Below are 26,413 nucleotides of genomic sequence, written 5' to 3' on the forward strand. Positions count from 1 at the left end.
TCTAGAGCGGTGGTTTGGGGCATCTTCCTGCCGCCTGCCGCCTGCCGCCTGCCGCCTGCCGCCTGCCGCCTGCCGCCTGCCGCCTGCCGCCTGCCGCCTGCCGCCTGCCGCCTGCCGGAGAATGGTCTTGCGGCAGACGGAGGTCTGGCGGGCACAACTGACTCGCCTTGATCGCTGGCGTACAGAGTGGATCGCGGGCCGATGCCGCGCTGGTGAGGAGCGGTCCTCGTCGGCCGGGCAGGCGGAGGCGTTCCAACCTGCGGCGCTCTGGCGGACGTTGCGGTGGTTCTACGGGCAGAAGCGCCACTCGGGCACGTGCCGGTCCCCCTCGTCCATGAGCGAGCGCGTGATCTACGAGTCGCGACACGAGCTGACGGCTACCGGCACTGGAGACGTCGGTCTTCAGCTCGCCGCAGCCTTTTACCCTTGAGCGAGGCCTCGGGGTCCAGCTTCTCCACCGAGCGTAGAGAAACCGTGCCATGAGACTGACCGGGATCGGCGAACAGGTCGTCAAAGCGATCCGGGCCCTCTCCGATGTCCTGCCTGAACCACGAAGCGCGGAAGATCACGCCCACCGGGGCTGACGGCGGCAGCGAGTAGCGGGAGATCCCGAATCGCCTCGGTACGTGTCAGAGCCGCTCACTTGGCTGCCTGCCATCCGTCTCGTCTCCGCAGGCGCTCCTCGGATCACACCACCAGGAGGAACCAGTGTCACGCCCGCAACTGCTCACCCCGCAGGAGAAGCTCGCCGACGCGAAGAAGCTGTTGAGCCTCCCGCGCATCGTCGTGATCTGCGGCTCCACCCGCTTCATGACCGAGATGAACGAGGCCGATCTGCAGGAGACCAAAGCCGGGAAGATCGTTGTCAAACCGGGCTGCGACATGAAGACGCCGCACGAACTCTGGTCCGAGCTTGTCGAGGCCGAGGCGCTCAAGGTTCGACTCGACGATCTGCACCGGGCGAAGATCCGGCTTGCTGACGAGGTGCTCGTAGTCGGCGACTACATCGGAGACAGCACCCGAGCCGAGATCGCCTATGCCCGGTCGCTGGGCAAGCCTGTGCGGTTCACGCACCCCGAAGTCGACCCGGACGCCTGACCGCACGCTGCCGCCTCGACAACCAGGACCGGCTGCCTGCCGCAGGTATCCCTCGGAATTGATCATCCAGGGAGTCCGACTGAACGGTCAGTCTGCCTGGCGTCTTCGCTGTGACCATTCCCGGACGAGACGAAGGTATCGAGGTCAGAGCAACCACGCTGGTCAGAAGGAGCGGCTACCTGCAGCGGTGCAGGTCTTTAGATTTCGTGGCCGGATCTCGTGAGCGATGGTCGGACGAGGCATGTCCGATGTGCGTCGGGACGGGCAGGTCAGGTCGGCCCCCGAAGGTCGGGCCGCCGCTGTGTATGGGGGTGCGGGGCTCTGATGGTGGCGCGGAGCTCTGATGGTGGCGCGAGGGCCTGATGGTGGTGCGCCGTGAGACGGCGGGAAGCTGTTCAGGGCCGCGTCGTTTCGTACCTGGTCAGGACCACGCCGCCGGCAAGTGTCCGCGTCTCCACCAGGTTCAGCTTCACCCAGCTGTCCAGTGCGGCGAAGAAGGGCGTGCCGCCGCCCACCAGGATCGGATGGGTGGCGATCACGTACTCGTCGATCAGCCCGGCGCGCATGGCCGCCCCGGCAAGCGTGGCGCCGCCGATGTTCATCGGGCCGCCGTCCTCGGCCTTGAGCCGGGTGATCTCGGCGATCGCGTCGCCGTTGACCAGTCGGGTGTTCCAGTCGACCTGGTCGATCGTCGAGGAGAACACCACCTTCGGCGTGTCCCGCCAGTTCCGCGCGAACTCGATTTCCGCCGGGGTGGCGTCGGGCTGCTGGTCGCCGGTCGGCCAGTAGGAGCTCATCGCCTCCCACAGCTTGCGCCCGTACAGCGACAGGCTGTTCGCCTGCTCGTGGTCGAGCCACCACTGGAACAGCTCGTGGCTCGGCGGTCCGCTCCAGCCGATGTCGTCGCCGTCCGCGGCGATGTAGCCGTCCAGGGTCAGGTTCATGCCGTAGATCAGTTTCCGCATGGCCCAGCCTTCCGTCCGTGGATGCCCGGCGTGTAGACCCGCGCGGCGCGGGAAACTCATCGGTGCGCGATGCGAGCTCGTCGGTGGTGCTCGTGCTCCGGCTCGGCGTGGAGCACTCGGTGGGTCGAAGGACGGTGGGGAGAGCGCGCGTCGTTCCCGCTCCTGGGCCGCGGCAGCGGTTCACGACGGTCCTGGAACCGGTTCGCGGCGAGGGCCCCGGTTCGGCCCCGGCGGGCGCGGTGGGCGTCACGGCTCCCGACGACGCCGGAGCCGCGGAACTCACGGCCCACGCCGACGACGACCGGGCCGTCGTCTCGGAGTCTCGCCAGCAGGCCCGGGGCCAGGGCGTGCGGCGCGACACCGCGGTCGTCAGCGGGCGGATCACCGACACCGCTCCTCACAGGGGCCGGCTCTCCGAATGCGGACGCGCGGACGAGTCGACGCGAAGACGAGTGGACGAGTGGACGCGCGGACCACGGCCGGATTCGTGAGGCGGGACGGCCGCCGGCGGTGCGTGCCGACCCACATCGCGGCCGCGGCACAGGCGACGCCGACGCCGACGCCGACGCCCGAGCGAACCCGCCGGCACCGCGCCGGAGTTGGCTCGTCCGGCCGGTGGCCCGAGCGACCGTTGGTTCAGATGACCATGACGCGGCGTCCGCGGGTGTGGCCGGCCCGGCTGTCGGTGTGCGCGGCCGCGGCCTCGGCGAGGGTGTACGACTTCTCGACCGGGATGTGCAGCCTTCCGCGCGCGATGAGGTCGGCGACCTCGGCGAGCGCGGCCGCCTTGTCGCCGGACACGCCGGAGAAGCGGACGCCGAGTGCCGGTGCCCCGAGATCACCGATGGAGATCACCTTCTGCGGGCTTCCGGTCAGCTCGACCAGCTCGCGGATCACGCCCGAGCCGGCCAGGTCGAGGGCCGCATCCACGTCCCCGAGCTTCCGCACCCGGCCGACCCAGCCGTCGCCGTACGTCGTGGCGAGGGCGCCCAGGCCCCGTAGATAGTCCTGATTCTTGGCTCCGGCCGTGCCGATCACCGTGATGCCGCGGTCACGGGCGATCTGCAGCACCGTCGAGCCGACTCCACCGGACGCGCCGCTGACCAGCAGTGTCTGCCCAGGACGCACGCCGACCTCGCGCATGATGCGCAGCGCGGTCTCCCCCACGGAGGGGTATCCGGCCGCCTCTTCGAACGTGAGCCCCTCGGGTATCCGCGCCCAGGAGTCCAGCACGGCGAACTCGGCGTACGTGCTCGATCCTCTGCCGAACACGGGGTCACCGGCCTCGATCCCTTCGACGTCCTCGCCGACCTCGTCCACCACACCGGCGGCGTCCTGGCCGACCCCGGCGGGCAGATCGACCGGATGGGTCTTCTGGAACTGGAACTGGCCTTCCCGGATCCTCCAGTCCACAGGGTTCACGCCCGCCGCCCGGACGGAGATGCGTACTTGGCCGGGGCCCGCATGGGGCTCCTCGGCGTCTATGACCTGCAGGACGTCCGGGCCGCCGAACTCGGCGAAGCTCACTTTTCTCATGCGGTGGACAGTAACACTAACCGTTAGCGTTTCGTATCGGTTATTGCTTTGTATTTGATAGCGTCAAGGAGTGACTGTGCCGCCCGGACGCCGTGAGCGTAAGAAGGCCGCGACCCGCCAGAAGATCGCGGACACCGCCCTGCGGCTCTTCCTGGAACGCGGGTACGACGCGGTGGGCATCCGGGATGTGGCTGCCGAGGCCGATGTGGCCGTGACCACGGTCTTCTCGCACTTCGCCGGGAAGGAGGCCCTGGTCTTCGAGCAGGACGAGGGCTTCGAGCAACGCCTCACACAGGCGGTCACCGACCGGGCGCCGGACGAGCCGTTGATCCCCGCTCTGCGTCGCGAGGTGCATGCTCTGGTGCGCCATTGCACGGCTGACAGCGCCGCCCCGGTCTGGCAGATGGTCACCGCGTCCCCCGCTCTGCGGGAGTACGAGGAGTCGATGAGGCTGCGCCACGCGGAGTCGCTGGCCGCGGCCATCGCGGCGGACCCTGGCCTGCCGCAGACGGAGACGGCCGGCCGGACCATCGCGCGGTTCGTGATCGACGCCTACGCCCTGGCCCGTGAGGCGGCCGACCCGCAGGCCGCGGTCGACGAGATCTTCCTGATGATCGAAGCGGCCTGGGAGGTCACCGGCGCGCGCTGAGACCCTCCGCAGGTGACATTTGTCGTCCACGGGATGATCGCGGAATGACTGAGATCGTTCTGATGTCCGACCCGAAGGTCGCAGCCGTGCCCGTCCAGGAGTGCGGTGAGCCGCTGGTGGACGTGCGCCGAGGCGGCGACCTGCTGGTCGACGACCGGAAGCTGTCGGACTCCGCCGGGGCCTTCGTCCACCTGCGGGAAGCGGTGCTCGAGCGACTCCTCGAAGCGCAGGTGCTGCTGCCTCGAGGACTGCGGCTGCTGTACGTCGAGGGATACCGCCCGCCGTCCCTGCAGCGACACTACTTCGACGAGTACGCGAACCAACTGCGCGCCGAGCACCCGGAATGGAGCGCGGAACAGATCCGCTCGGCGGCCAGCCGTTATGTGTCCCCGCCCGAGATCGCCCCGCACAGCGCCGGGGCGGCTGTCGACGTGACACTCGCCGACGCCGACGGGCGTGAACTGGACATGGGCACCCGTATGAACGCCTCTCCGGAGGAGAGTGCCGGTGCTTGCTACACCGCGGCCGGCAGTATCAGCGACGAGGCGCGCTCACGCCGAGGCATCCTCGGCACCGCGCTCACCGCTGCCGGCCTGGTCAACTACCCGACGGAGTGGTGGCACTGGTCGTACGGAGACCGCTACTGGGCCTTGGAACAAGGAGCGGCCGTCGCCCGCTACGGGGCCACAGAACTCGACGGCTGATCCCTACGTGGCCGGTCGGCTGCCCGGCCATGGCCGCCTTCTAGCCGAGCTTCCGGACGTGCGTGGTATCGGCGTCGAGGCGAGTGCCGTCGGCGCCGGACGGGGTGACTTCCGGTACCGGGGCGCCCCGGCCGTCGACGAGGGTGGAGTGCGGCTCGCCGGGCGCGAAGGCGTGGCGTTCGCCCCACTGCCGCAGAGTCAGGACGACCGGGAAGAGGTCGCGGCCGGCGTCGGTGAGTACGTACTCCTGGCGGCGGCCCGACGGTGCGGTGCGCTGGGCGACCAGGCCGTGAGCGGTGAGCTTGCGGAGGCGGTCGGTGAGGATGTTGCGGGCGATGCCGGTGCGCCGCTGGAACTCGGTGAACGACCGCGCCCCGTCCATCGCGTCCCGGACGACGAGAAGGCTCCACCGGTCGCCGACGAGATCGAGCGTGCGCGCCACCGGGCAGTCGGGGTCGGTCCAGTGAGGAGCGGCCCCGTCGGGGTTCGGGGCCCGGGTGCCGTTGCGCGCCATGAAGTCTCCCAATGAGTTGCGGATTGAAACCATTGTGCCGTAGCGTCAAATCAGTTGCAATCTGCTACTGAATGAAGATGGGGCGCTATGGACGTGTGGCGGAGGTTGCTGCTCGCGGTGGTGTGCGGTGTCGCCGTGGCGAGCGTCTACGCCGCGCAGCCGGTACTGGAACCGATGGCGCGTGACCTCGGTGTGCCGCAGGAGCACGCCGGCTGGATCGTCGCGATCGGCCAGTGCGGCTACTTGGCAGGGCTGCTTCTCCTGGTACCGCTGGGCGATGTGGGCGTCAACAGGCGCCGGCTCATTGCGGTGCATCTGGCGTTCACCGCGGCCGGGATGGTCCTCACGGCCTCGGCGTCGGGCGCGCGGGCGGCGTTCGTGGGGCTCGCGGCGGCCGGGCTGTTCGCCGTGGTCGTACAGACCGCGGTGGCCTACGCCGCATCGGTCTCGCCGCCTGCCGAACGCGGACGGAACATCGGGGTCGTGACCTCCGGCGTCGTGGTCGGGATCCTGGGCGCGCGGGTCGTCACGGGCACGCTCGCCGAGGTCTGGGGCTGGCGGAGCGTCTATGTGGTGCTCGCGGTGCTGTCGCTCGGGCTCGCGGCTCTCGTTCTCGTCGCGCTGCCGGCGGAGGAGGGAGGCGAACGATCTGCGGGGTACGGGCAGGCCGTCGTGTGCCTCGGTGGACTCTTCAGGCAGCGCCTCTTCCTGACGCGCGGGCTCATCGCGTTCTTCCTGTTCGCCTCGTTCGGAACGGTGTGGAGCGGGCTGTCCCTGTCGCTGATGGATGCGCCGTGGCGGCTGAACGAGAGTCAGGTCGGGCTGTTCGGCCTGGTCGGACTTGCCGGTGCGCTCGGCGCGGCACGTGCCGGGCGGTGGGCGGACGCGGGCCGGGCGGCCCCGGTCACCGGTCTCGCGCTCGGCCTGCTCGTCCTGTCCTGGGCGGTGATCGCGCAGCTCCCGTGGTCGCTGTGGCTGCTCGCCGCCGGCATCGTGGCTCTCGACTTCGCCGTTCAGGCCGTGCATGTCAGCAACCAGCACCTGCTCACCGCCGCGCATCCGGACCGCACCAGCAGCGTGATCGGCGGCTATATGGTCTTCTACTCGCTCGGGTCCGCGTTCGGTGCGGTCGCCACCACCGCCGTCCTCACCTCACACGGCTGGGCGGGTTCCAGTCTTCTCGGAGCCGGATTCGCGGCGTGCGCTCTGGCCGTCTGGGCGGTCGACAGGCGACTGTCTCCCGCGAGTGCGAAGCGGCCGACCGGGCTGGAACACAGTCTCGGGCCGTGAACGGCACGGTGAGCCGGATTCTGAGATTCCAGGATTGGTTCTCCGGACAACTTTGCATGGGCATGCGTTCGCATGCATACTATTTCTATGTCTAAGGTCCTCACCTCCCTGCCCATCGGCGAGCGCGTCGGCATCGCCTTCTCCGGCGGTCTCGACACCTCGGTCGCGGTCGCGTGGATGCGCGACAGGGGCGCCGTCCCGTGCACGTACACCGCCGACATCGGCCAGTACGACGAGCCCGACATCGCCTCGGTGCCCGGTCGCGCGTCGACGTACGGTGCCGAGATCTCACGTCTGGTCGACTGCCGTGCGGCGCTGGTCGAGGAGGGTCTTGCCGCGCTCACCTGCGGTGCGTTCCACATCCGCTCGGGCGGGCGGGCGTACTTCAACACGACGCCGCTCGGCCGTGCCGTCACCGGCACCCTGCTCGTACGGGCGATGCTCGAGGACGACGTGCAGATCTGGGGCGACGGATCGACGTTCAAGGGCAATGACATCGAGCGGTTCTACCGCTACGGGCTGCTCGCCAATCCGCACCTGCGGATCTACAAGCCCTGGCTGGACGCGGACTTCGTCACCGAACTCGGTGGCCGCAAGGAGATGTCGGAGTGGCTGCTCGCGCACGAGCTGCCCTACCGCGACAGCGCGGAGAAGGCGTACTCGACCGACGCGAACATCTGGGGTGCCACGCACGAGGCGAAGACCCTGGAGCACCTCGACGCGGGTGTCGAGACCGTGGACCCGATCATGGGCGTGCGGTTCTGGGACCCCGAGGTGGAGATCGCCGCCGAGACCGTGACCATCGGTTTCGAGCAGGGCCGCCCGGTGACGATCAACGGCAAGGAGTTCGCCACCCCGGTCGACCTGGTGATGGAGGCGAACGCCATCGGCGGCCGTCACGGCATGGGCATGTCCGACCAGATCGAGAACCGGGTGATCGAGGCCAAGAGCCGCGGCATCTACGAGGCGCCCGGCATGGCGCTGCTGCACGCCGCGTACGAACGCCTGGTCAACGCGATCCACAACGAGGACACCCTCGACAACTACTACACCGAGGGTCGGCGGCTCGGCCGGCTGATGTACGAGGGCCGTTGGCTCGACCCGCAGGCGCTGATGATCCGTGAGTCGCTGCAGCGCTGGGTCGGTACGGCGGTCACCGGCGAGGTCACGCTCCGCCTTCGGCGCGGTGACGACTACTCGATCCTGGACACCACGGGTCCGGCCTTCAGCTACCACCCGGACAAGCTGTCGATGGAGCGCACCGAGGACTCGGCGTTCGGCCCGGTGGACCGGATCGGCCAGCTCACCATGCGCAATCTCGACATCGCCGACTCGCGCGCCAAGCTCGAGCAGTACGCCGGGCTCGGCATGGTCGGCTCGACGCATCCCGCGCTCATCGGTGCGGCTCAGGCGGCGTCGACCGGGCTGATCGGCGCGATGCCGCAGGGCGGCGCCGACGCCATCGCCTCGCGGGGCCGGGTCTCCAGCGAGGACGAGATGCTCGACCACGCGGCCATGGAGTTCGGGACGGACTGACCGCCTGGCCGATCGACTGACGGACCGACCGCCTGGCCGGCCGGGCAGCGCCGGGTCGGTGCCGTCAGTCGACGTCCACGTTGTCCAGCAGGTGGAGGAGCGTGGACAGGACGCGGAGGCAGGTGTCGATCTCTGCGTCGGTGAGGTCGCCGTCGACCTGGCGCAGCATCGCCCGTTCGCGGTCGAGCACGGCGGTGACGGCCGCCAGGCCCGGTTCGGTGAGGCGGATCAGGGACGACCTTCTGTGCGCCGGGTTCGGGATCGATTCGGTCAGGCCGCGGGCCGTCGCCTCGTTGACCATGCGTTGCACGAACTGGCGGCTCAGCGCCTGCTCCCGGCCCATCTGCGGGACGGTCAGCGGACCGTGTGCGCGCAGCAGCGTGAGCACCGCGCGTACGCCCACGGACAGGCCCTCGGCCGGTACGTCCTGCTCGACCTTGCGCTGCGCGCGCCGGTACAGCGGGCCCACCAGGTCGAAGACCTCGGTGAGGCGGTCGGTCGGGCGGCGATCGGCCGGATTGCGATGCGGGGGAGTCGGTGGGGGTGCCGGGGTGCCGTCGCTTTCACTCATACCGTCATCATGACACCTCGGTTGTCATCTCCTTCAGGAAGTGACACCTTGGTTGTCATGAATCTGGATGATGTGTTCAGGCTCGACACCGGCCCGGCGGCCGACAGCGCGCAGGCGGCCGGCCCTCCGCTCGTACTGCTGCACGGCGGCTTCCTGGATCACGGCATGTGGTTCCGGCAGATTCCCGTACTGGCCGAACGCCATCGCGTCATCGCTCCGGACGCCCGCGGGCACGGGCGGTCCGCGGGCGCCACGGAGCCCTTCCGGCCCGTGGACGACGTGGCGGCACTGCTCCGGGAGTCGGACACCGGGCCCGCGGTGGTGATCGGCGTCTCGATGGGCGCGGCCACCGCGGTCGATCTGGCCCTCGAGTACCCGGACCTCGTTCGTGGCCTGGTCGTGAGTGGCGCCGGCACCAGCGAGCCGTATTTCACCGACCCCTGGACGACCGCCACCGCCGCAGGCTGGCAACGGGCCATGGCAGCCGGTGATCTGGACGCCTCGGTCGAGGCCTTCACCCTCTTCGCGGCCGGTCCTCGGCGCAGCCTCGACGAGGTCGACCCCGACGTGGTGGACCGGCTGCGGCGGATGGCCCGGGCGACCATGTCCCAACACACCGCCGACGAACCGGACTTCCTCCTCCCGGTCCACCGCACCTGGGAACGGGCCGCGGACATCGGCGTCCCGGTACTGGCCGTCAACGGCGCCGTCGACTCCCCCGATCACATCGGCATGGCCGAACGGCTCGTCCGTACCGTGCCCGACGGCCGCGCGATCTGCGTCGATGGGGCTGCTCACTACCCGAACATGGAACGGCCGGACGTCTTCGACCGAGCGGTCGGGGAGTTCCTGCGCGGCTTGTGAGGGGCCGCTCCGGCCGCAGTTCCCGCGTCCCGGTGCCCGAGCTCACGGGGTCCGACGACGAGCGCGGCGACGGCATGACAGCCTGAGGGCGGACCCAAGGGGAGGTGGTGGTCGCCTTGCGCGACTGGGAGTTGGCCAGGAGCTTCGACAGCGCCTCGGGCGAGGTGCGCTGGGAACGGCTGGGGGACCCCGCGGCGCCACCGGTGGTGCTGCTGCACGGGACGCCGTTCTCGTCGTACGTCTGGCGGGGCATCGCCCGTGCGCTGGCCGCGCGCCGTCAGGTGTACGTGTGGGACATGCCCGGCTACGGCAGCTCGGCGAAGTTCGAGGGCCAGGACGTGTCGCTGGCCGCCCAGGGCCAGGTCTTCGCCGAGCTGCTCCAGCACTGGGGACTCACCGAACCGGACGTCGTCGCCCACGACTTCGGCGGGGCGGTGGCGCTGCGCGCGCACCTGCTGCACGGGGCGCGTTACGGGCGGCTCGCGCTCGTGGATCCGGTCGCGCTCGCGCCGTGGGGGTCGCCGTTCTTCCGTCTGGTCGGCGAGAACGCGCAGGTCTTCGAGCAGCTGCCGCCGAACCTCCACCAGGCCCTGGTCCGTGAGTACATCAGCTCGGCCAGCAGCCCGGGGCTGCACCCGCTCGTGCTGGAGCGGCTCGTCGCACCATGGCTGGGCGAGCAGGGACTGCCCGCCTTCTACCGGCAGATCGCCCAGGCCGATCAGCGGTTCACCGACGAGGTCCAGGAGCGCTACGGGAGCATCGAGCTGCCCGTCCTGGTGTGCTGGGGGCAGGACGACACCTGGATCCCCGTGGCCAAGGCGCAGGAGCTGGCCGGGCTCATCCCGTCGGCCCGGCTGGTGCGGATTCCCGGCGCCGGGCATCTGGTCCAGGAGGACGCCCCCGCCGAACTCACCGCCGCGCTCACGGAGTTCCTCGGCTGACGGCGCCGTTCCCCGAGCTGGGCCTGCCGACTCCGAACCGGCGTCTCAGCGGCCCGCCTACTCCTCCTTCGCCCCCGTGTCCCGCGGGGGCGGCAGCAGTACCTGGTCGACGGCGTCGCGGAAGGACGGCCACAGGCCGGCGAACTCGTCGAGGGCGGCCTGCCCCGCCGGCGTCAGCTCGTAGTAGCGCCTCGGGGGCCCGGACGCCGACTCCTGCCAGCTGGTGCTGACGAAATCGTCCCGCCGCAGCCGGGAGAGCAGCGGATAGACCGTGCCCTGGCTGGTGGCCAGCGCCCCGGTCCGCTCCAGGTCCCGCAGCAGCTCCACGCCGTAGCGCGGTCCGCTCTGCATCATCGCCAGTACGCAGTACTCGAGCACGCCCTTGCGGAGCTGGCTCTCGGCCTTGCTCACCTTGCGATTGCTCGGGCTGCCCGGTTCCATGCAATGCACAGTACCTTGGTCGGGCCTCGGAGCGCGGCGGTGCGGGAGCGAAAATGGCTCGACCCCACTGCCCGATCCCGATGGACTGAACGACATGACCTCACACAGCACCCCGGACGTACCCGAAGAACTGCTTCCGCCGACCCGCAGAGCCCTGCTGCACCGCACGGCACGCGCCCAGTCGGAGGGCCGGTCCCCTTCACTCGTCGCCGCGGTGGTCAGGGACGGGCAGGTCGTCTGGAACGGGGCTCGGACCTGTGTGGACGGCCATGCACCGGACGACACCACGCAGTACCGCATCGGGTCACTCACCAAGATGTTCACCGCGGTCCTGGTGATGCGGCTGCGTGACGAGGGTCTGATCGATCTGGCCGATCCGCTGGAGAAGCACCTGCCCGGCACCGCTGCCGGCGAGGCCACCGTCCGCGACCTGCTCGCCCACACCGCCGGTCTCGCCGCCGAGGCTCCGGCGCCCTGGTGGGAACGGACCCCCGGCACCGCCCGCCCGCACCTCGACGACGTACTGGGCACGGATCCGCTGCTGCATCCGCCGGGGCAGCGGCACCACTACTCGAATCCTGGGTACACCCTGCTCGGCTCGCTGATCGAGAAGCTGCGCGGCGCCCCCTGGGCCGAGGTACTGCGCCGTGAGGTGCTCGAACCGCTCGGCCTGCGGCGCACCTCCGTGGGGCCCGAGGCGCCGCATGCGCGCGGCTGGGCCGTGCACCCGTGGGCGGACGTGATGCTGCCGGAGCCCTCCGAGGACCTCGGCCTGATGGCTCCGGCCGGACAACTGTGGTCCACGACAGCAGACTTGGCACGGTTCGCCGTCTTCCTCGTCGAGGGCGACGACCGGGTGCTGGGCGCCGAGACGGTCCGTGAGATGCGCAGGCCGGCGGCGCCGCTCGCGCCGGGCGACTGGAACGGTGGCTACGGGCTCGGCGTTCAGTTGATCCGCGCGGGCGAGCAGACTTTCGCCGGGCACACCGGTTCGCTGCCCGGCTTTCTCGCCTGCCTGCTCGTCAGCGAGGAGGAGGGGCTTGCGGCGGTCGCACTGGCCAACTGCACGTCCGGACCGGCTGTGGCGACGCTGACCGCGGAGCTGATCGCCATCGTCGCCGAGGCAGAGCCGCGCATCCCCGCGCCGTGGCGGCCGCTGCCCGAGGCGGACCCGGAGCTGCTCGCCCTGACGGGCTCCTGGTACTGGGGGACGCAGCACTTCGGGCTGCGGCTGGCCGCGGACGGCGGTGTCGAGTTCGGGCCGCAGAACGCCGGCGGCCGGCGATCGCGCTTCCGCGCCGCGGGCGACGGCACCTGGACCGGACTCGACGGCTACTTCGACGGTGAGGTGCTGAGGGCGGTGCGCGGCGACGACGGGGGCGTCAGCCACCTCGACCTGGGTTCGTTCGTGTTCACACGCGTGCCCTACGAGGCCGGTGCGCCCATCCCCGGCGGGGTGGACGAGGCGGGCTGGCGCGGCCTCGCGTGAAACGACGGGGCCTGTTTCACGTGAAACAGGCCCCGTCACCCCGTAACACGGCTCTCACAGCTGCAACTTGAAGCCCACATGCGAGGCGGTGAAGCCCAGCCGCTCGTAGAACCGGTGCGCGTCGGTACGGCTGACGTCGGAGGTCAGCTGCACCAGTTGGCAGCCGTCGTCCCGCGCGGTGTCCACGGCCCAGGCGATCAACTGGCTGCCGAGTCCACTGCCGCGCTCGTCCGCGTGTACCCGGACCGCCTCGATGACCGCACGCGTGGCACCCCGCCGCGACAGCCCGGGGATGTACGTCAACTGCAGCGTCCCCACGACGCGTTCGCCCCGTACGGCCACCGTGAGGTGCTGATTGGGGTCGTCGGTGAGGCGTTCGTGCGCGGCGAGGTACGGCGTGAGGTCGTCGGGTGACTCTCGCTGGGCGCCGAGGGGGTCGTCGGAGAGCATCGCCACGATGGCGGCGATGTCGGCGGTGCGCGCCGGGCGGATTTCCAGATCGGTCATGCTCCGGAGACTATGCCGAGACGGCAGCCTCTGCGGGCACGGCCTCAATGCCTTCGACTGCCCTGACCAACGGCGCCAGTTCAGGCTTTTCGGCTGCGGTGTCGAGGGCTTCGCGGAGTGCGGCGTCGTTGGTCGGCCGGGCCGCCGCCAAGAGCTGCCGGCCTTCCTCGGTGACGTCGGTGTAGATGCCCCGGCGGTCCGTGTCGCAGATGTACCGGGTCAGCAGGCCGCGGTCCTCGAGGCGGGCCACCAGGCGGGTGGTCGCGCTCTGGCTGAGTACCACCGCGTCGGCGACCTGCTTCATCTGGAGGTGGCCGCCGGTCCCGTTGTGCTGCCGGCTCAGCACGTCGAGCAGTGAGAACTCGCGCACGCTCAGTCCGTGGGCGCTCTGCAGCGCACGCTCGATATGTGCCTCGATCCGCCCGTGCAGCAAAGAGAGGGCGCACCAGCCCTGCGAGAGGGCGGTCAGGGCGGGGTCACTCGCGGCCATGTCTCTCCTCCGTCCGTCACGGATCCGGGCCTCCACGGATCCAGGCCTTCACGGATCCAGGCCTCGTCGATGAGGGCCTGGCACTCAGGATAGACCAGATCTGCAATAGCCCGCGCTTGCATTTAGTGCGCGTCTGCAATTATTGTCTCCGCTCGTAAGGATTCTCTGCATCTTCTGGAGGGCACTGCACATGCCTCTCGCAATCCTTGCCCTGGCGATCGGGGCTTTCGGGATCGGCACCACAGAGTTCGTGATCATGGGATTGCTCCCGGACGTTGCGGACACCTTCGACGTCTCCATCCCGCTCGCCGGCTATCTCGTCACCGGCTACGCACTCGGCGTCGTCCTCGGCGCCCCGCTCATGACCGCTCTGGGCACCCGCATCTCGCGCAAGCGCATGCTGCTCCTGCTGATGGGGCTCTTCATCGCGGGCAATGTGCTGTCGGCCGTCGCCCCCGCGTTCGGCGTGATGCTGGCCGGCCGGGTGGTCGCCTCGCTCGCGCACGGCGCGTTCTTCGGCATCGGCGCGGTGGTGGCCGCGGAGCTGGTCGCCCCGCAGCGCAGGGCCGGCGCGATCGCGATGATGTTCACCGGCCTGACGGTCGCGAACGTCGTGGGCGTCCCGCTCGGCACGTTCGTCGGGCAGAGCTTCGGCTGGCGGGTCACGTTCCTGTTCGTAGCCGCCCTCGGCGTGCTGGGGCTGCTGGGCGTCGCGCGTCTGGTGCCCGATCTGCCCAAGGCGGAGGGCGTACGGCTGCGCCACGAACTGGCCGCGTTCCGCAATGTGCAGGTACTGCTCGCGATGGCGATGACGGTGCTCGGCTTCGGTGGCGTCTTCGCGGCCGTCACCTACATCACGCCGATGATGACCGACATCGCGGGCTACGCCGACTCCTCGGTGACCTGGCTGCTCGCGCTCCTCGGGCTCGGCATGGTGGGCGGCAACCTGGTCGGCGGAAAGTTCGCGGACCGCGCCCTGATGCCCATGCTGTACGTCTCGCTCGGGTCCCTGGCCGTGGTGCTCGCGCTGTTCACGGTGACCGCGCACAACAAGGTCGCCGCCGCTGTGACGCTCCTGCTGATCGGCGGGCTCGGGTTCGCCACGGTGCCGCCGCTGCAGAAGCGCATCCTCGACCAGGCGTCGGGAGCGCCCACGCTCGCATCGGCCATGAACATCGGTGCCTTCAACCTCGGCAACGCCCTGTCGGCCTGGCTCGGTGGCCTGGTCATCGCCGCCGGCCTCGGCTACACCGCCCCGAACTGGGTGGGCGCCGCACTCGCGGCCTCGGCACTCGTACTCGCCGTCGTCTCGTCCACGCTCGAGCGGCGCGGGGCCGCCGGCAGCAGAGTCGTCACCGGCGCGCAGGCACTCACGGCCGTCCCCGAGGCCGAGCCGGCCCGTCGCTGACCGCGGGTGCCACGGCGGGTGGCTCAGCCGGCCGCCACGGTGAGCGGCGCGAACCTACGGGACCAGTCACCGGGCAGATCGGCGGTCCCGTACGTCATCACCGCGTTGAACCCGGCGGTGTCCACGTCCGGGGCCGCCTTGAGCCACCGCAGGAGTTCCTCGTGGCGTACGTCGATGTCGGTGCGCAGGGGACGGTCCGTGTGCCGGGCGAGGGAAGCGACCAGGGCCTTGGCCGTCTCGGTGTCCCGGGCGATCAGCGGGCCCACGACCTGGGTGTCCATGTTGGGCCAGGCCGCCGCGTAGCCGATCAGCTCCCCGTCGGCCTCGGCGACCCTGAACTGGTCGGCGAAGGCGGGGAGTCGGGCCAGGACATGGGTCCGGTCGGTGCCGAAGACCTCGGCGTCGATACGCAGTACTGCGGCGAGGTCCTCGCCGGTGGCGGCCCTGGTCGCGACATCGGGCAGCGGACCGGTCGGTGTGAAGCGGCCACGGACCATCTCGGCCCTGCCCACGGTCTTGAAGCCGAGCTCTTCGTACAGCGGCCGGCCGTTGGACGTCGCGTGCAGGGTCAGCGGAACGGGCCCGGTGTCCGCCAGAACCTGCTGCATCAGATGGCGTCCGATGCCCTGACGCGCATGCCGCTCGGCGACCAACACCATGCCGATGGCTGCCAGTTCGGGCCGGTCCACGGGCCCGTACGAGGTGACCACGCAGGCGGCGGCGAGTCCGCCGTCCGGATCGTCGATCCCGTACCCGCGGCCCGCCGCGAGGAGCAGGCCCCATTTGTGTTCCTCGCGGGGCCAGCCGCGGTCTTCGGAGAGGTCGGCGCAGGCCGTCAGATCGCGGACGGTGAGGGGCCTGGCGGGGGACGTGGCAAGTGAAGGTGTCGGCACGCGGTCAGGCTGGCTGACGTGCGCCCTCGGAGTCCACCTCTTTACCGGAGGCCGAACGTCGTTCACGGGAGGCCTCCCGTTGCTTTCGGCCACGCTTGGTCAGGCCCCAGGGCTTGAGGACCGAGACGGCCGCCATGAAGACGTAGGCGCTCAGCGAGACGATCGGTCCGGCGATGAGGCCGGTCGGATCGCCCAGTGGAGCCCCGGACGCGACCGTGGCGGCCGCGTCGGAGACTCCCGGGCGCAGCGCGAACAACGATGCGACGGTCGTGGCGAGGGTCAGCCAGAACTTGACGTAAACCCAACGGTGCCTGGCCAGCCCCCAGTGCGTGCCGAGCGACAGCACGAGGCCGCTCGCCAGCGTGAGCAACGCCAGCGGCAGGACCAGCCAGTCGGAGAAGATCTTCATCGAGCGGACGGCGGCTTCCGTCGTCGCCGCGGAGTCGGTGGTGATCGCCGCGACGGCCAGAGCGAGCAGTCCGAGCGTGAGCCCGAGCCAGCCGGCTGCGGCGGCGACATGGACAACGAGGGTGGCCCGGCGTGCGGGGCGGTCTAGTTTCACGTGAAACACGGTGCCGCGCGCACGGGATCAGGACGTCTGCCCACGGGAGTAACCGCGCCTACTGAGCCGGGCGTACGGACGGTGCCTGGGCGCCGCGGGCGTCATCGGCTCGGCGTAGCGGACCCCGGACGACCTCGGGCCGCGCGGAACGGGAACTGGGGGACGGGTACCCGTGCGACGGGCCGCACGCGGGGGAGACAGGCGGGAATCCGGCCGGGGCTCAGCCCAGATCCGGTGCGTGCATCGCCCGGACGCCCTCGATATTGGCGTCCAGGTAGTGGCGCAGCGACAGCGGAACCAGATGGACCGAGGCGATACCGACCCGGGTGAACGGGATGCGCACGATCTCGTACTCGCCGAGGGGTTCCTCGACCTCCGGCCCGTGCCGCAGAGACGGGTCGATGGAGGCCAGTCGGCAGACGAAGAAGTGCTGGACCTTGACGCCGGTGGCGCCGCCGTCCGACCCGATGTGCTCGACGGTGTCCACGAAGCAGGGCACCACATCGGTGATCTTGGCGCCCAGCTCCTCGTACACCTCACGGTGCAGAGCGTCGACGACGGTGGCGTCCTCCGGTTCCACTCCCCCGCCCGGCGTGACCCAGTAGGAATCCACTCCGGGCTTGGTGCGTTTGATCAGCAGCAGGCCATCGCCGTCGAGCAGGACGGCTCGGGCGGTGCGCTTGACCACGGGTCGGACGGTCATGCAAGGAATGTGGCCCGTGCCGTTCCACGTGAAACACCGCGCCCGGCTCGGTACGCCCCGGGCGAACGGTTCCACTGCGCCCCGACGGATCGCTCAGCTCCATGACGAGGCGGCTCGCAGCAGCCACTCGTGCGCCTTCGCGATGTGCGGCATCGCCAGCGTCCCCGTACGCACCACCAGGAAATACGTGCGCAGCGGCGGCACCGCGGGCTCGTGCAGTGCGACGACGTCCCCACGCGCCAGGGCGTCCGCGCAGAGATAGCGCGGCAGCACCGCGAGCCCCGCACCCGCCACCGCACAGGCGAGTACCGCCCGCAGGTCGGGCACCACGACCGTGCCCGAGGTGGCCGGCCGGGAGTCGAAGACCGCGGCCCAGTAGCGTGCGACGAACGGCAGCGACTCGTGCACCTCGACGACCGGCAGATCCTCCAGGGCATGAGCGCCCTCGCTACGGAGGCGGCCGGGGCCGATCCGCTGCGCGAGGCCGGGAGCGGCCACGAGCATGTGCTCCTCGTCGCAGAGCGCAGTCGCCGTGAGGAGCGCACCCCGCGGACGGGCGGTGGAAATGGCCAGATCATGGTGTCCGGCCGCGAGGCCCTCCAGAGCCTCCTCCGCATTGCCGAACGAGGCCCGCAGGGTGAAGCTCTGTCCGTCGTCGCCGGTCAGCGTCGTGAGGGTGGGCAGGGCACGTTCCGCGGTGAACTCCAACGGGCCCGCGAGATGGAGCGTGCGCATCGACGACTCCTGGTCGAGTCCGCTCTCCGCGATCTCCACCAGCGAATCCAGATGCGGAGCCGCCTTGTGCGCCAGCTCGTCGCCGATGGTCGTGGGCGTCACACCGCGCGCTTGCCGCAGGAACAGAGGCCGCCCCAACTGCCGTTCCAGCGTGCGGATCTGCGCGGTCACCGCGGGCTGGGACAGCCCGAGCAGTGCCGCGGCCCGGGTGAACGAACCGGCCCGGTGCACGGTGACAAAGGTGCGCAACAGGGCCAGATCCATCGAATGCCCCTCCCCTCCCATGTCCCCCGCAGGGCCCCAACTATAAATATGTCGATAGGTCGCTGTCGCTACCGTGATTGGACACTGACAGAGAGTCAACTAGCCTTGTGCAGGCGGTTCTTCGCGCGCAGAACCGGGACGGCCCGAGCCACGAGGGGGGAGGCTCGGGCCGTCCGTCTGCCGCGCTCGCGGACCGGCTAGCCGTGCGAGACGTCGAGTGCCCGCAGCACATCCGGGACGAGGTCGTCCGGGTCCTCGGCGCCGACCGAGAAGCGGATGAACCCCTCCGGCACCGCGTCGCCGCCCCAGCGCCCCCGGCGCTCCGCGGTGGAACGCACCCCGCCGAAACTGGTGGCTTCCTCGACCAGGCGAAGCGCGGCGAGGAAGCGCTCGGCCCGCTCCCGGGACTCCAGCGTGAACGACACCACGCTGCCGAAACGGCGCATCTGCCGGGCGGCGACGGCGTGCGCGGGATCATCCCCGAGTCCGGGATGGCGCAGGCCCGTGACATCTGTCCGCGCCCGCAGGGCCTCGGCGACCGCGAGCGCGTTGGCGTTCTGCCGGTCGACCCGCAACTGCAGGGTGGCGAGGGACCGGTGCGCGAGCCACGCCTCCATCGGCCCGGGGATGGCGCCGCCGATCTTCCGCCAGCGGCGAACGTCCGCCATGGCAGCAGCGTCCGCCCCGGTCACGTAACCGAGCAGCAGATCGCCGTGCCCGGTGAGCCCCTTCGTGCCGCTGGCCACCGAGAAGTCCGCACCGAGCGCCAGCGGACGCTGGCCGAGCGGAGTGGCCAGCGTGTTGTCCACCGCGACCTTGGCGCCGCGCTCGTGCGCCGCCGTCGCCAGACGGCGGATGTCGCACACGTCGAGGCCCGGATTAGACGGGGACTCGATCCACAACAACGAGGCGCCCTCGAGCAGTTCCAGCTGCGCGTCGCCGCCGGTGGGCGCGGTGCGCACCTCGATCCCGTACGCGGTGAGCTGCTCGCGTACGAGAGGCAGGGCCTGGTAGCCGTCGTCGGGCAGTACGGCCACATCACCGGTGCGCAGCTGGGAGAACAGGACGGCGGAGATCGCGGCCATGCCCGAGGCGAAGACCAGGGTCTCGGCCGGATCGACGCCGTCCGGCGCGGGCGCCTCGAGTTCACCGATGGCGCGCTCGAGATGCGTCCAGGTCGGGTTCTCGTCGCGGCCGTACGCATAGGGGCCGGCGGGGTCGCCCGGCAGGTGGAAGTGGGCGGCGAACACCGGCCCCGGCAGCGTCGGTTCGTGCTTCACGGGCTCCGGCATACCGGCCCGGACGGCCCGGGTGCCCTCGCCGACGAGCTGGTCCGATGTGCTGTCGCCGTGTGATGGGTGCTGTGTCATGCGGCGTCCTTGTCAGCCAGTGCCGCGCGGACTGCGCGGAGCAGTCCCGGAACCGCGGCTTCCACCATGTCCAGACACTCCTGGAATCCGTCCGGGCCCCCGTAGTAGGGATCGGGTACGTCCAGGCCGGTGTCGTCGTTGCCCGCCGCGGGGTCGTAGCTGCGCAGCAGACGTACCTTCGCGGCGTCGGCCGGTCCGGGTGCGAGCCGCTGCAGCGCACGCCGGTGGCCGGAGTCGAGGGCCACGACGAGGTCGAGCCGGTCGAAGTCCGCCGCGGTGAACTGCCGTGCGGTGAGGTCGCCGTCGTAGCCGTGCGCCTCGAGGACAGAGACCGTGCGTGGATCGGCGCCCTCGCCCTCGTGCCAGCCGCCGGTGCCGGCGCTCGACACCTCGATGCGGGACTCGAGTCCGGCATCGGCCACCCGGGCACGGAACACGGACTCGGCCATCGGGGAGCGACAGATGTTGCCCGTGCAGACGAAACTCACACGGAAGGGGACAGCGGCGCGGGTTTCGCGACGGGTTTCGGGGTCGTTCATCGGGATCGCTCAGTCACGGTCGTCGGGCAGGACCATGTTCATCGCCCAGGAGACGACGCTGATGATCAGGCCGCCCAGTACCGCGGTCCAGAAGCCCTCCACCTGGAAGCTCAGACTCAGCTTGTCGGCGAGCCACGAAGTGAGCAGCAGCATCAGCGCGTTCACCACCAAGGTGATCAGGCCGAGGGTGAGGATGAACAGCGGGAAGGTCAGCAGCTTCACGACCGGCTTGACGAGCCAGTTCACCAGGCCGAAGACAAGCGCCACCAGGATCAGTGTGAGCACCTTGCGGGGGGTGCTGTTGCCGGTCAGGGTGATCTTGTCCAGTAGCCAGATGGCCACGGCGAGTGCCGCTGAGTTCGCGATCGTCTTGACTACGAAATTCTTCATGTGTCTGATCGTGGCAGACGTGATCGGCGCCGGGCACCGGCGTGCGGCGGGGAGTGAGGGCGGACACGGCCATGAAGGCTTTTCGACTGGACGAGCTCGAGGCGGAGCGCGCGGCGAACAACGGCGCGTATCTCCAGTTCCTCAAGGAACGGAACATGTCCGTCGGCCTGTACGCGCTCGATGCGGGGGAGACGGATCCGCAGGCGCCGCACGCACAGGACGAGGTCTACTTCGTGGTGAGCGGCCACGCGTCCGTGACGGTCGGCACGGAGACGACCGCCGTCGGCCGGGGCAGTGTGGTGTACGTGCCGGCCAAGGTTCCCCACAAGTTCCATCACATCAGCGAGGACCTGAGGGTCCTCGTCGTCTTCTCGCCGCCGGAGGGCTGAGCTCCGTCGCACCGCCCACCTCACGCCCCATGGGAACCCTGAGGCGGCTCTCAGGGTTGGATCAGGGAAGGACAAGGGATCCGGGCGCCCCACGGGTGTGCCCCTCCGCCTAGCATCGAGGGCAGAGGCTCGGCGGACCGGAGTATCCGGGACCGGAGAGGCCGGGGACGCCAGAGACCGGAGAGATCCGGAGGAAGAGGTAGACGATGGACGTGCGGGAGATATTCGCGGGGTTGCCCTGGTGGGTGAAGTGGATTGCCGTGCCGGTGATCGCTCTCGTGGTGTTCGGCGGAGTGATCGGCTGGATCATCAGCGTCGTGGTCGGCCTGCTCTTCAAGGTCCTCGTCTTCGTGGCCCTCGTCGCCGGACTCATCTATGTCGTACGGAAGTTCATGTCCACCAGCTCATGACGACAGGGCCGCCCGGCCAGCTACCCAGCCGGCAGCGGCCCTTGTCGCGAGCAGGCAGCGCGGCGGACACGGCCGCGCACACCGCGCCGCGAGACGAACCGAGGCAGCCGCGCGGTGGAGAGGGACCGAGCCGGTGCGGCGCACAGGGCAGATGACGATGCAGATAAACGTTCCCCCACCCGGGGGAATGTTCCGGATGGAAGCTCCGCGCGACGCACGGCGCGGCTAAGGTCCGTAGGCGACGCGGAGTTGGGCCCTGTGGCGGGGCCATCCGCCAACCCCTGAGCGGGTTCCGTACGAGGTACCCCACGCACCTCGGGAGTGGACCTTGGCCACGCCAGTCAGCACCGCAGCACCGACCCTGATCGGTTCCGTACAGCGGGCCATGCGCCTGCTCGAGGCAGTCGGCTCGCACGAGCGCGGCGCCCCCGCCAAGCGGCTCGCGCGCGAAGCCGGCCTCGCCCTCCCCACTGCCTACCACCTGTTGCGCACCCTCGCCCACGAGGGATATCTCCGCCGTGAGCACGGTCTGTTCGTGCTCGGCGAGGCCGCCGAGCGGCTCGGCAGCAGCGGTGTCCGGCAGACCAGACGCAGCGTGATCAGCGAGGACATGGCCCACTGGCGCGACGCCGTCGGCGTCCCCGTCTACTTCGCGGTGTACCGCGGCGGCGAGGTGGAGGTGCTCGCCGTCTCCGACACCCCGGGCAACCCGGCCGTCGAGGAGTGGGCAGACTTCCGTGAGACGGCTCACGCCCATGCGATCGGCCAGTGCCTGCTCTCCCAGTTGGACGAGGAGGCGCAGCGCGACCACCTCTCGCGTTACCCCGTCGCCCCCACCACTGCCTACGGAGTTCCCGACGAGCAGGCCCTGTTGCGCAGACTTGCCGACACCGGCCGGATGCAACCGGTGGTGGAGTTCCAGGAGTACGCCCTCGGTTCCGTCTGCGCCGCCGTACCCATCACCGCGGGAGCGACCGCCGCCACCATGGCCATCTCACTGCCGCTGCACCAGGCCGACCGACTGACGCCCGCCGTACGTGAGTTGCAGCACGGTATCGGTCAGAGACTCGGCTCGCTGGCATTCTCTATCAGCATCTGAAAACTCACAGCTTGTGATCTCCTGGGTACGTTGAGCAAGATTCAGGTTGGGGCGGGAAGATGATTCCTGGCCAACTCGCCGCCACAGCAACGGGGTAGTTGATGCAAGAGTCCGTCCAGGCAGAAGTCATGATGAATTTCCTCGTCTCCGAGGAGCTCTCGTTCCGCATCCCGGTGGAGTTGCGGTACGAGGCGCACGACCCGTATGCCGTGCGGCTGACCTTCCACCTGCCCGGGGACGCGCCCGTGACCTGGGCCTTCAGTCGCGAGCTGCTCGTCGACGGGATCAACGGCCCCTGCGGGGAGGGTGACGTGCACATCGCGCCGCACAGCACCCAACTCAACGACGCCGTCATCCGGTTGCAGGTCGGCGCGGACCAGGCGCTGTTCCGGGCCGGGATCGCGCCGCTCATCGCCTTCCTCGACCGGACCGACAAGATCGTCCCGCTCGGGCAGGAAGCGACCCTGGAGGACTTCGACAGCGACCTGGACGACGAGCTCGGACGCATCCTCGCGGAGGAGCAGAGCGCCGGCTGACGATCCGCGCCTCCGCGATCATGCCGTAACGCTTCAGCGCTTGCGGCGCCTGCCCCCGCCGCCCCGGCCAGAGCGCCTCGGCGGCGTCTGAGCGCCTGACGGCCCGGCCGTGTCCGCCTCGGCGCCCGGACGGTCGGCGGACACCATGAGGGCCGCGAGGGCCGTCGTGAGCGGCACCGAGGCGACCAGTCCGATCGACCCGATCAGCGTGCGCACGATCTCCTCCGCGACCAACTCACTGTTCGCCACGGTGCCGACGCCCGACTGGGCGATGGAGAACAGCAGGAGCAACGGCAGTGCCGCACCGGCGTACGCGAGCACCAAGGTGTTGACCACGGAGGCGATGTGGTCACGGCCGATCCGGATGCCCGCGCTGTACAGCTGGCGCCGGCTCATCGTCGGATCGGCCTGGTGCAGCTCCCAGACCGCCGAGGTCTGCGTCACGGTCACATCGTCGAGTACACCCAACGAGCCGATGATGACGCCGGCCAGCAACAGGCCGCTCATGTCGATATCGGGATAAAGCCCGTGAATCAGTCCGGTGTTGTCGTCGGTGTTGCCGGTCAGTGACGCCCAGCCGATGAAGACGGAACCGAGCACGCCGATCAACAGCAACGAGATCAGGGTGCCCAGCACCGCGACCGATGTTCGCGCGGTGATGCCATGACACATATAGAGCGCGATGAGCATGATGGCGCTGGCCCCGACCACCGCGACCACCAGCGGATTCGAACCCTGCAGGATCGCCGGCAGGATGAACAGCGTGAGCAGCGCGAAGCTCACCACCAGCGCCACGAGGGCCATCAGCCCGCGCAGCCGGCCGACTACCACCACGGCGAGCGCGAAGATGCCGGCAAGCAGGGCCAGGGGGAGCCGCCGGTTCACATCGGTCACCGAGTACTGCAGTTCCTTCGGCGCGTCGGGGGCGTAGGCCACCACGACCTCCTGGCCCTTCTCCAGCTTCCGCGAGGTGTCGGGCTGGATGACCTCCTCGAAGGTGCGGCCCTTGTTCTCGCCGCTGGTCACCTTGATCGTCGCCTTCCCGCAGGTGCCCTTGGCACGCTGCTCGGCGGACGAGCCCTCCGGTGTCGAGGTGTCGCCGGTGGGCGGTGGCTGGGAGGCGTTGACGTCCTTGCAGTCGACGGTGTCGACGCGTTCGACCGTGGCCGATTCGGTCTGCCGGTCGAAGCCGACACCACTGCGTTCATGGCCGGGCGTGCCACCGGGCCAGAGCACGGCGAGCCCGACCACGACCGCCACCGCGAACGGGATCAGCACGGCGGCGATCACCTTGCGCAGGTGCCGGGACACCGGCGCGGCCGGGCCGTGGCTGTGGCTGTGGCCGTGGCCTGGGGCGGGCGGAGGACCGGGGGGCTCGGGCGGCTGCTGCATCGTGGTCACCTGTCGATCATCGCAAGAGCGTCGGGGGCCCTCTGTTCATCGCGGCCGTGATGACGCTAGCGTGGAGGCACGTTTGTACACGCGGGAGCTCGGAGCACCGGGCTGAGAGGGCGCTGAACTTCGTACGGCGGACCGGCCGATGCCGGATCCACGGACACGGAGAACCGCTGCGTCGACCGCCGAACCTGTTACCGGGTAATGCCGGCGTAGGGAGTAGGTCTCATGACCACATCGGACATCAGCACGTCTGCCTCCGGGAGCGACAGCGGCGCGGAGGCCGGACCGTCCATCGGCTGGCACAAGGCGTACATCGAGGGCTCGCGCCCCGATCTGCGTGTGCCGGTCCGCCAGGTGCACCTCACCAACGGCCATGCCGTCACCCTGTACGACACTTCGGGGCCGTACACCGACCCCGGGACTCGAACCGACGTCCGGCGCGGACTCGCGCCGCTGCGGGAGAACTGGATCATCGGGCGCGGTGACACGGCGGAGTACTCCGGCCGTCCCGTCCGGCCCGAGGACGACGGAATCAAGCACACCTCACCGCGCGGCGGCCTCGGGAACCTCGACGCCGTCTTCCCCGGCAGGCCCCGGCAGCCACGCCGTGGCCGCGACGGGCGGGCGGTGACGCAACTGGCGTACGCGCGCAGGGGCGAGATCACACCGGAGATGGAGTTCATCGGCATCCGGGAGAACCTGGATCCGGCCGTGGTCCGCGACGAGGTCGCGGCCGGACGCGCGGTCATCCCGGCCAACGTCAACCACCCCGAGATCGAGCCGATGATCATCGGCAAGCGGTTCCTGGTGAAGGTGAACGCCAACATCGGTAATTCCGCGGTCACTTCCTCCATCGAGGAGGAGGTGGACAAGATGACCTGGGCCACGCGCTGGGGCGCGGACACCGTGATGGACCTCTCCACCGGCCGCAACATCCACACCACGCGCGAATGGGTCCTGCGCAACTCCCCGGTCCCGATCGGCACCGTGCCGCTCTACCAGGCACTGGAGAAGGTCGACGGCCGGGCCGAGGAACTGACCTGGGAGGTCTACCGGGACACCGTGATCGAACAGGCCGAGCAGGGCGTCGACTACATGACCGTCCACGCCGGCGTGCGGCTGCCGTTCGTCCCGCTGACGGCGAACCGCAAGACCGGCATCGTCTCGCGCGGCGGATCCATCATGGCCGCCTGGTGTCTGGCCCACCACAAGGAGAGCTTCCTCTACGAGAACTTCGAGGAACTCTGCGAGATCCTCGCGTCCTACGACGTCACGTACTCGCTCGGCGACGGACTGCGCCCCGGCTCGATCGCGGACGCCAACGACCGTGCGCAGTTCGCCGAACTGGAGACGCTCGGTGAGCTGAACCGGATCGCCAAGCGCCATGACGTACAGACGATGATCGAGGGCCCCGGCCATGTGCCCATGCACAAGATCAAGGAGAACATCGACCTCCAGCAGGAGATCTGCGAAGAGGCGCCCTTCTACACTCTCGGCCCGCTGACCACGGACATCGCTCCGGCCTACGACCACATCACCTCGGGGATCGGGGCGGCGATGATCGGCTGGTGGGGCACCGCGATGCTCTGCTACGTCACGCCCAAGGAGCACCTCGGCCTGCCGAACCGCGACGACGTGAAGACCGGCGTCATCACGTACAAGATCGCGGCCCATGCGGCGGATCTGGCCAAGGGGCATCCGGGGGCGCAGGACTGGGACGACGCACTGTCCGACGCACGGTTCGAGTTCCGCTGGGAGGACCAGTTCAATCTGGCTCTCGACCCGGACACCGCGCGGGAGTTCCACGACGAGACCCTCCCCGCGGAACCGGCGAAGACGGCGCACTTCTGCTCGATGTGCGGCCCGAAGTTCTGCTCGATGAAGATCAGCCACAGCATCAACGAGCAGTTCGGCGGCCGGGACGTCGACGGCACGGCGTCCGACGAGGAGATCGCCGACGGCATGCTGAAGAAGTCCAAGGAGTTCGCGGAGGCGGGCCACCGCGTGTACCTGCCGCTCGCGGACTGACGCACACCTGGGCCTGCCGCACGGACGGTTCTCCTCAGCAGGCTGTCGTACTTCACCGTGTTTCACGTGAAACACGGTGAAGTACGGCGGAGTG

29 protein-coding genes and 1 riboswitch are annotated in these 26,413 nt (G+C 69.8%); of the genes, 14 read left to right on the forward strand and 15 right to left on the reverse strand.

From position 1 onward, the window contains the following. Window positions 1–708: 708 nt before the first annotated feature. Window positions 709–1,098 carry a hypothetical protein gene (locus DSC45_RS26710; protein WP_162929358.1) on the forward strand — a complete coding sequence of 130 codons (390 nt, stop codon included), beginning with the start codon at window positions 709–711 and terminating at the stop codon, window positions 1,096–1,098. Between the two features lie 395 nt (window positions 1,099–1,493). Here DSC45_RS26710 and DSC45_RS26715 read toward each other — a convergent pair whose 3' ends face one another. Together DSC45_RS26715 and DSC45_RS26725 are read right to left on the reverse strand one after the other, a co-directional pair. Continuing rightward, window positions 1,494–2,063 carry a dihydrofolate reductase family protein gene (locus tag DSC45_RS26715; RefSeq protein WP_119294527.1) on the reverse strand — a complete coding sequence of 190 codons (570 nt, stop codon included), beginning with the start codon at window positions 2,061–2,063 and terminating at the stop codon, window positions 1,494–1,496. Window positions 2,064–2,699: 636 nt separating this feature from the next. Next, the gene (locus DSC45_RS26725; RefSeq protein WP_119294529.1) at window positions 2,700–3,599 is read right to left on the reverse strand and encodes an NADP-dependent oxidoreductase; all 900 of its coding nucleotides are present in this window, start codon (window positions 3,597–3,599) and stop codon (window positions 2,700–2,702) included. Between the two features lie 70 nt (window positions 3,600–3,669). Between DSC45_RS26725 and DSC45_RS26730 the strand changes: the two genes are divergently transcribed. Then, window positions 3,670–4,248: a TetR/AcrR family transcriptional regulator gene (locus DSC45_RS26730; RefSeq protein ID WP_119294530.1), complete on the forward strand. Its 579-nt coding sequence runs from the start codon at window positions 3,670–3,672 to the stop codon at window positions 4,246–4,248. A gap of 44 nt (window positions 4,249–4,292) precedes the next feature. Beyond that, window positions 4,293–4,952 carry a M15 family metallopeptidase gene (locus DSC45_RS26735; RefSeq protein ID WP_119294531.1) on the forward strand — a complete coding sequence of 220 codons (660 nt, stop codon included), beginning with the start codon at window positions 4,293–4,295 and terminating at the stop codon, window positions 4,950–4,952. A 40-nt stretch (window positions 4,953–4,992) separates the two neighbouring features. Here DSC45_RS26735 and DSC45_RS26740 read toward each other — a convergent pair whose 3' ends face one another. Continuing rightward, window positions 4,993–5,466: a winged helix-turn-helix transcriptional regulator gene (locus tag DSC45_RS26740; RefSeq protein ID WP_119294532.1), complete on the reverse strand. Its 474-nt coding sequence runs from the start codon at window positions 5,464–5,466 to the stop codon at window positions 4,993–4,995. A gap of 87 nt (window positions 5,467–5,553) precedes the next feature. On the opposite strand from DSC45_RS26740, the gene DSC45_RS26745 reads away from it, so the two are divergent. After that, window positions 5,554–6,756, forward strand: coding sequence for an MFS transporter (locus DSC45_RS26745; RefSeq protein ID WP_119294533.1), 1,203 nt, complete (start codon window positions 5,554–5,556; stop codon window positions 6,754–6,756). Window positions 6,757–6,843: 87 nt separating this feature from the next. Then, complete coding sequence (gene argG, locus DSC45_RS26750) at window positions 6,844–8,292, forward strand: argininosuccinate synthase (RefSeq protein ID WP_119294534.1); 1,449 nt, start codon at window positions 6,844–6,846, stop codon at window positions 8,290–8,292. 64 nt (window positions 8,293–8,356) lie between these two features. Here argG and DSC45_RS26755 read toward each other — a convergent pair whose 3' ends face one another. Next, window positions 8,357–8,863: a MarR family winged helix-turn-helix transcriptional regulator gene (locus DSC45_RS26755; RefSeq protein ID WP_119294535.1), complete on the reverse strand. Its 507-nt coding sequence runs from the start codon at window positions 8,861–8,863 to the stop codon at window positions 8,357–8,359. 57 nt (window positions 8,864–8,920) lie between these two features. On the opposite strand from DSC45_RS26755, the gene DSC45_RS26760 reads away from it, so the two are divergent. Continuing rightward, window positions 8,921–9,727 carry an alpha/beta fold hydrolase gene (locus DSC45_RS26760; RefSeq protein WP_240434867.1) on the forward strand — a complete coding sequence of 269 codons (807 nt, stop codon included), beginning with the start codon at window positions 8,921–8,923 and terminating at the stop codon, window positions 9,725–9,727. Between the two features lie 116 nt (window positions 9,728–9,843). Continuing rightward, a complete protein-coding gene (locus DSC45_RS26765; protein WP_119294690.1) occupies window positions 9,844–10,668 on the forward strand; it encodes an alpha/beta fold hydrolase in 825 nt (274 codons plus the stop codon). A gap of 57 nt (window positions 10,669–10,725) precedes the next feature. On the opposite strand, the gene DSC45_RS26770 is transcribed toward DSC45_RS26765, so the two are convergent. Further along, window positions 10,726–11,109, reverse strand: coding sequence for a PadR family transcriptional regulator (locus tag DSC45_RS26770; protein WP_119294537.1), 384 nt, complete (start codon window positions 11,107–11,109; stop codon window positions 10,726–10,728). A gap of 94 nt (window positions 11,110–11,203) precedes the next feature. On the opposite strand from DSC45_RS26770, the gene DSC45_RS26775 reads away from it, so the two are divergent. Continuing rightward, complete coding sequence (locus DSC45_RS26775; RefSeq protein WP_119294538.1) at window positions 11,204–12,598, forward strand: serine hydrolase domain-containing protein; 1,395 nt, start codon at window positions 11,204–11,206, stop codon at window positions 12,596–12,598. 54 nt (window positions 12,599–12,652) lie between these two features. On the opposite strand, the gene DSC45_RS26780 is transcribed toward DSC45_RS26775, so the two are convergent. Both DSC45_RS26780 and DSC45_RS26785 read right to left on the reverse strand, forming a co-directional pair. After that, window positions 12,653–13,105, reverse strand: coding sequence for a GNAT family N-acetyltransferase (locus tag DSC45_RS26780; RefSeq protein ID WP_119294539.1), 453 nt, complete (start codon window positions 13,103–13,105; stop codon window positions 12,653–12,655). Between the two features lie 10 nt (window positions 13,106–13,115). Continuing rightward, window positions 13,116–13,595, reverse strand: coding sequence for a MarR family winged helix-turn-helix transcriptional regulator (locus DSC45_RS26785; protein WP_119294540.1), 480 nt, complete (start codon window positions 13,593–13,595; stop codon window positions 13,116–13,118). A 190-nt stretch (window positions 13,596–13,785) separates the two neighbouring features. On the opposite strand from DSC45_RS26785, the gene DSC45_RS26790 reads away from it, so the two are divergent. Beyond that, complete coding sequence (locus DSC45_RS26790) at window positions 13,786–15,003, forward strand: MFS transporter (RefSeq protein WP_119294541.1); 1,218 nt, start codon at window positions 13,786–13,788, stop codon at window positions 15,001–15,003. A 23-nt stretch (window positions 15,004–15,026) separates the two neighbouring features. On the opposite strand, the gene DSC45_RS26795 is transcribed toward DSC45_RS26790, so the two are convergent. From DSC45_RS26795 to DSC45_RS26825, 7 genes are all read right to left on the reverse strand, one after another. Beyond that, window positions 15,027–15,896 (reverse strand): GNAT family N-acetyltransferase, encoded by an 870-nt coding sequence (locus tag DSC45_RS26795; protein WP_119294542.1) that lies wholly within the window; start codon window positions 15,894–15,896, stop codon window positions 15,027–15,029. 4 nt (window positions 15,897–15,900) lie between these two features. Beyond that, entirely contained in the window at window positions 15,901–16,458 is a 558-nt protein-coding gene (locus tag DSC45_RS26800; protein WP_119294543.1) for a DUF2269 domain-containing protein, read from the reverse strand. Between the two features lie 220 nt (window positions 16,459–16,678). Beyond that, on the reverse strand, window positions 16,679–17,161 hold the full coding sequence (locus DSC45_RS26805) for an NUDIX domain-containing protein (protein WP_119294544.1): 483 nt from the start codon (window positions 17,159–17,161) through the stop codon (window positions 16,679–16,681). Between the two features lie 93 nt (window positions 17,162–17,254). After that, on the reverse strand, window positions 17,255–18,160 hold the full coding sequence (locus DSC45_RS26810) for a LysR family transcriptional regulator (protein ID WP_119294545.1): 906 nt from the start codon (window positions 18,158–18,160) through the stop codon (window positions 17,255–17,257). A 197-nt stretch (window positions 18,161–18,357) separates the two neighbouring features. Next, window positions 18,358–19,530, reverse strand: a complete 1,173-nt coding sequence (locus tag DSC45_RS26815; protein ID WP_119294546.1) for a cystathionine gamma-lyase — start codon at window positions 19,528–19,530, stop codon at window positions 18,358–18,360. Further along, window positions 19,527–20,069 (reverse strand): low molecular weight protein-tyrosine-phosphatase, encoded by a 543-nt coding sequence (locus DSC45_RS26820; protein WP_119294547.1) that lies wholly within the window; start codon window positions 20,067–20,069, stop codon window positions 19,527–19,529. The genes DSC45_RS26815 and DSC45_RS26820 overlap by 4 nt, the downstream gene beginning before the upstream one ends. A 9-nt stretch (window positions 20,070–20,078) precedes the next feature. Beyond that, the gene (locus DSC45_RS26825) at window positions 20,079–20,459 is read right to left on the reverse strand and encodes a phage holin family protein (protein ID WP_119294548.1); all 381 of its coding nucleotides are present in this window, start codon (window positions 20,457–20,459) and stop codon (window positions 20,079–20,081) included. Window positions 20,460–20,530: 71 nt separating this feature from the next. On the opposite strand from DSC45_RS26825, the gene DSC45_RS26830 reads away from it, so the two are divergent. From DSC45_RS26830 to DSC45_RS26845, 4 genes are all read left to right on the forward strand, one after another. Then, window positions 20,531–20,848 (forward strand): cupin domain-containing protein, encoded by a 318-nt coding sequence (locus DSC45_RS26830; protein ID WP_119294549.1) that lies wholly within the window; start codon window positions 20,531–20,533, stop codon window positions 20,846–20,848. A gap of 212 nt (window positions 20,849–21,060) precedes the next feature. Further along, on the forward strand, window positions 21,061–21,258 hold the full coding sequence (locus DSC45_RS26835; protein WP_119294691.1) for a DUF5326 family protein: 198 nt from the start codon (window positions 21,061–21,063) through the stop codon (window positions 21,256–21,258). Window positions 21,259–21,619: 361 nt separating this feature from the next. Then, complete coding sequence (locus DSC45_RS26840) at window positions 21,620–22,357, forward strand: IclR family transcriptional regulator (RefSeq protein WP_346426682.1); 738 nt, start codon at window positions 21,620–21,622, stop codon at window positions 22,355–22,357. A 101-nt stretch (window positions 22,358–22,458) separates the two neighbouring features. After that, entirely contained in the window at window positions 22,459–22,893 is a 435-nt protein-coding gene (locus tag DSC45_RS26845; protein ID WP_119294550.1) for an SsgA family sporulation/cell division regulator, read from the forward strand. Between the two features lie 33 nt (window positions 22,894–22,926). Here the strand turns inward: DSC45_RS26845 and DSC45_RS26850 are convergent, their stop codons facing one another. Continuing rightward, on the reverse strand, window positions 22,927–24,285 hold the full coding sequence (locus tag DSC45_RS26850) for a YibE/F family protein (protein ID WP_205571446.1): 1,359 nt from the start codon (window positions 24,283–24,285) through the stop codon (window positions 22,927–22,929). An 80-nt stretch (window positions 24,286–24,365) separates the two neighbouring features. Next, window positions 24,366–24,524: riboswitch (TPP riboswitch) on the forward strand. Here DSC45_RS26850 and thiC point away from each other — a divergent pair. After that, a complete protein-coding gene (gene thiC / locus DSC45_RS26855) occupies window positions 24,517–26,319 on the forward strand; it encodes a phosphomethylpyrimidine synthase ThiC (protein WP_119294552.1) in 1,803 nt (600 codons plus the stop codon). It overlaps the preceding riboswitch by 8 nt. Window positions 26,320–26,413 lie beyond the last annotated feature (94 nt).

The organism is Streptomyces sp. YIM 130001 (genome assembly GCF_003574445.1).
In the GTDB taxonomy this organism is placed as follows: domain Bacteria; phylum Actinomycetota; class Actinomycetes; order Streptomycetales; family Streptomycetaceae; genus Streptomyces.

Excerpts from the sequence above, each read along its gene's own strand:
- DSC45_RS26715 (WP_119294527.1), bottom strand. The coding sequence starts at position 2,063 with ATGCGGAAACTGATCTACGGCATGAACCTGACCCTGGACGGCTACATC.
- DSC45_RS26725 (WP_119294529.1), bottom strand. The coding sequence starts at position 3,599 with ATGAGAAAAGTGAGCTTCGCCGAGTTCGGCGGCCCGGACGTCCTGCAG.
- DSC45_RS26735 (WP_119294531.1), top strand. The coding sequence starts at position 4,293 with ATGACTGAGATCGTTCTGATGTCCGACCCGAAGGTCGCAGCCGTGCCC.
- DSC45_RS26740 (WP_119294532.1), bottom strand. The coding sequence starts at position 5,466 with ATGGCGCGCAACGGCACCCGGGCCCCGAACCCCGACGGGGCCGCTCCT.
- DSC45_RS26745 (WP_119294533.1), top strand. The coding sequence starts at position 5,554 with ATGGACGTGTGGCGGAGGTTGCTGCTCGCGGTGGTGTGCGGTGTCGCC.
- argG (WP_119294534.1), top strand. The coding sequence starts at position 6,844 with ATGTCTAAGGTCCTCACCTCCCTGCCCATCGGCGAGCGCGTCGGCATC.
- DSC45_RS26755 (WP_119294535.1), bottom strand. The coding sequence starts at position 8,863 with ATGAGTGAAAGCGACGGCACCCCGGCACCCCCACCGACTCCCCCGCAT.
- DSC45_RS26760 (WP_240434867.1), top strand. The coding sequence starts at position 8,921 with ATGAATCTGGATGATGTGTTCAGGCTCGACACCGGCCCGGCGGCCGAC.
- DSC45_RS26770 (WP_119294537.1), bottom strand. The coding sequence starts at position 11,109 with ATGGAACCGGGCAGCCCGAGCAATCGCAAGGTGAGCAAGGCCGAGAGC.
- DSC45_RS26775 (WP_119294538.1), top strand. The coding sequence starts at position 11,204 with ATGACCTCACACAGCACCCCGGACGTACCCGAAGAACTGCTTCCGCCG.
- DSC45_RS26780 (WP_119294539.1), bottom strand. The coding sequence starts at position 13,105 with ATGACCGATCTGGAAATCCGCCCGGCGCGCACCGCCGACATCGCCGCC.
- DSC45_RS26785 (WP_119294540.1), bottom strand. The coding sequence starts at position 13,595 with ATGGCCGCGAGTGACCCCGCCCTGACCGCCCTCTCGCAGGGCTGGTGC.
- DSC45_RS26790 (WP_119294541.1), top strand. The coding sequence starts at position 13,786 with ATGCCTCTCGCAATCCTTGCCCTGGCGATCGGGGCTTTCGGGATCGGC.
- DSC45_RS26805 (WP_119294544.1), bottom strand. The coding sequence starts at position 17,161 with ATGACCGTCCGACCCGTGGTCAAGCGCACCGCCCGAGCCGTCCTGCTC.
- DSC45_RS26810 (WP_119294545.1), bottom strand. The coding sequence starts at position 18,160 with ATGGATCTGGCCCTGTTGCGCACCTTTGTCACCGTGCACCGGGCCGGT.
- DSC45_RS26815 (WP_119294546.1), bottom strand. The coding sequence starts at position 19,530 with ATGACACAGCACCCATCACACGGCGACAGCACATCGGACCAGCTCGTC.
- DSC45_RS26820 (WP_119294547.1), bottom strand. The coding sequence starts at position 20,069 with ATGAACGACCCCGAAACCCGTCGCGAAACCCGCGCCGCTGTCCCCTTC.
- DSC45_RS26825 (WP_119294548.1), bottom strand. The coding sequence starts at position 20,459 with ATGAAGAATTTCGTAGTCAAGACGATCGCGAACTCAGCGGCACTCGCC.
- DSC45_RS26830 (WP_119294549.1), top strand. The coding sequence starts at position 20,531 with ATGAAGGCTTTTCGACTGGACGAGCTCGAGGCGGAGCGCGCGGCGAAC.
- DSC45_RS26845 (WP_119294550.1), top strand. The coding sequence starts at position 22,459 with ATGCAAGAGTCCGTCCAGGCAGAAGTCATGATGAATTTCCTCGTCTCC.
- DSC45_RS26850 (WP_205571446.1), bottom strand. The coding sequence starts at position 24,285 with ATGCAGCAGCCGCCCGAGCCCCCCGGTCCTCCGCCCGCCCCAGGCCAC.
- thiC (WP_119294552.1), top strand. The coding sequence starts at position 24,517 with ATGACCACATCGGACATCAGCACGTCTGCCTCCGGGAGCGACAGCGGC.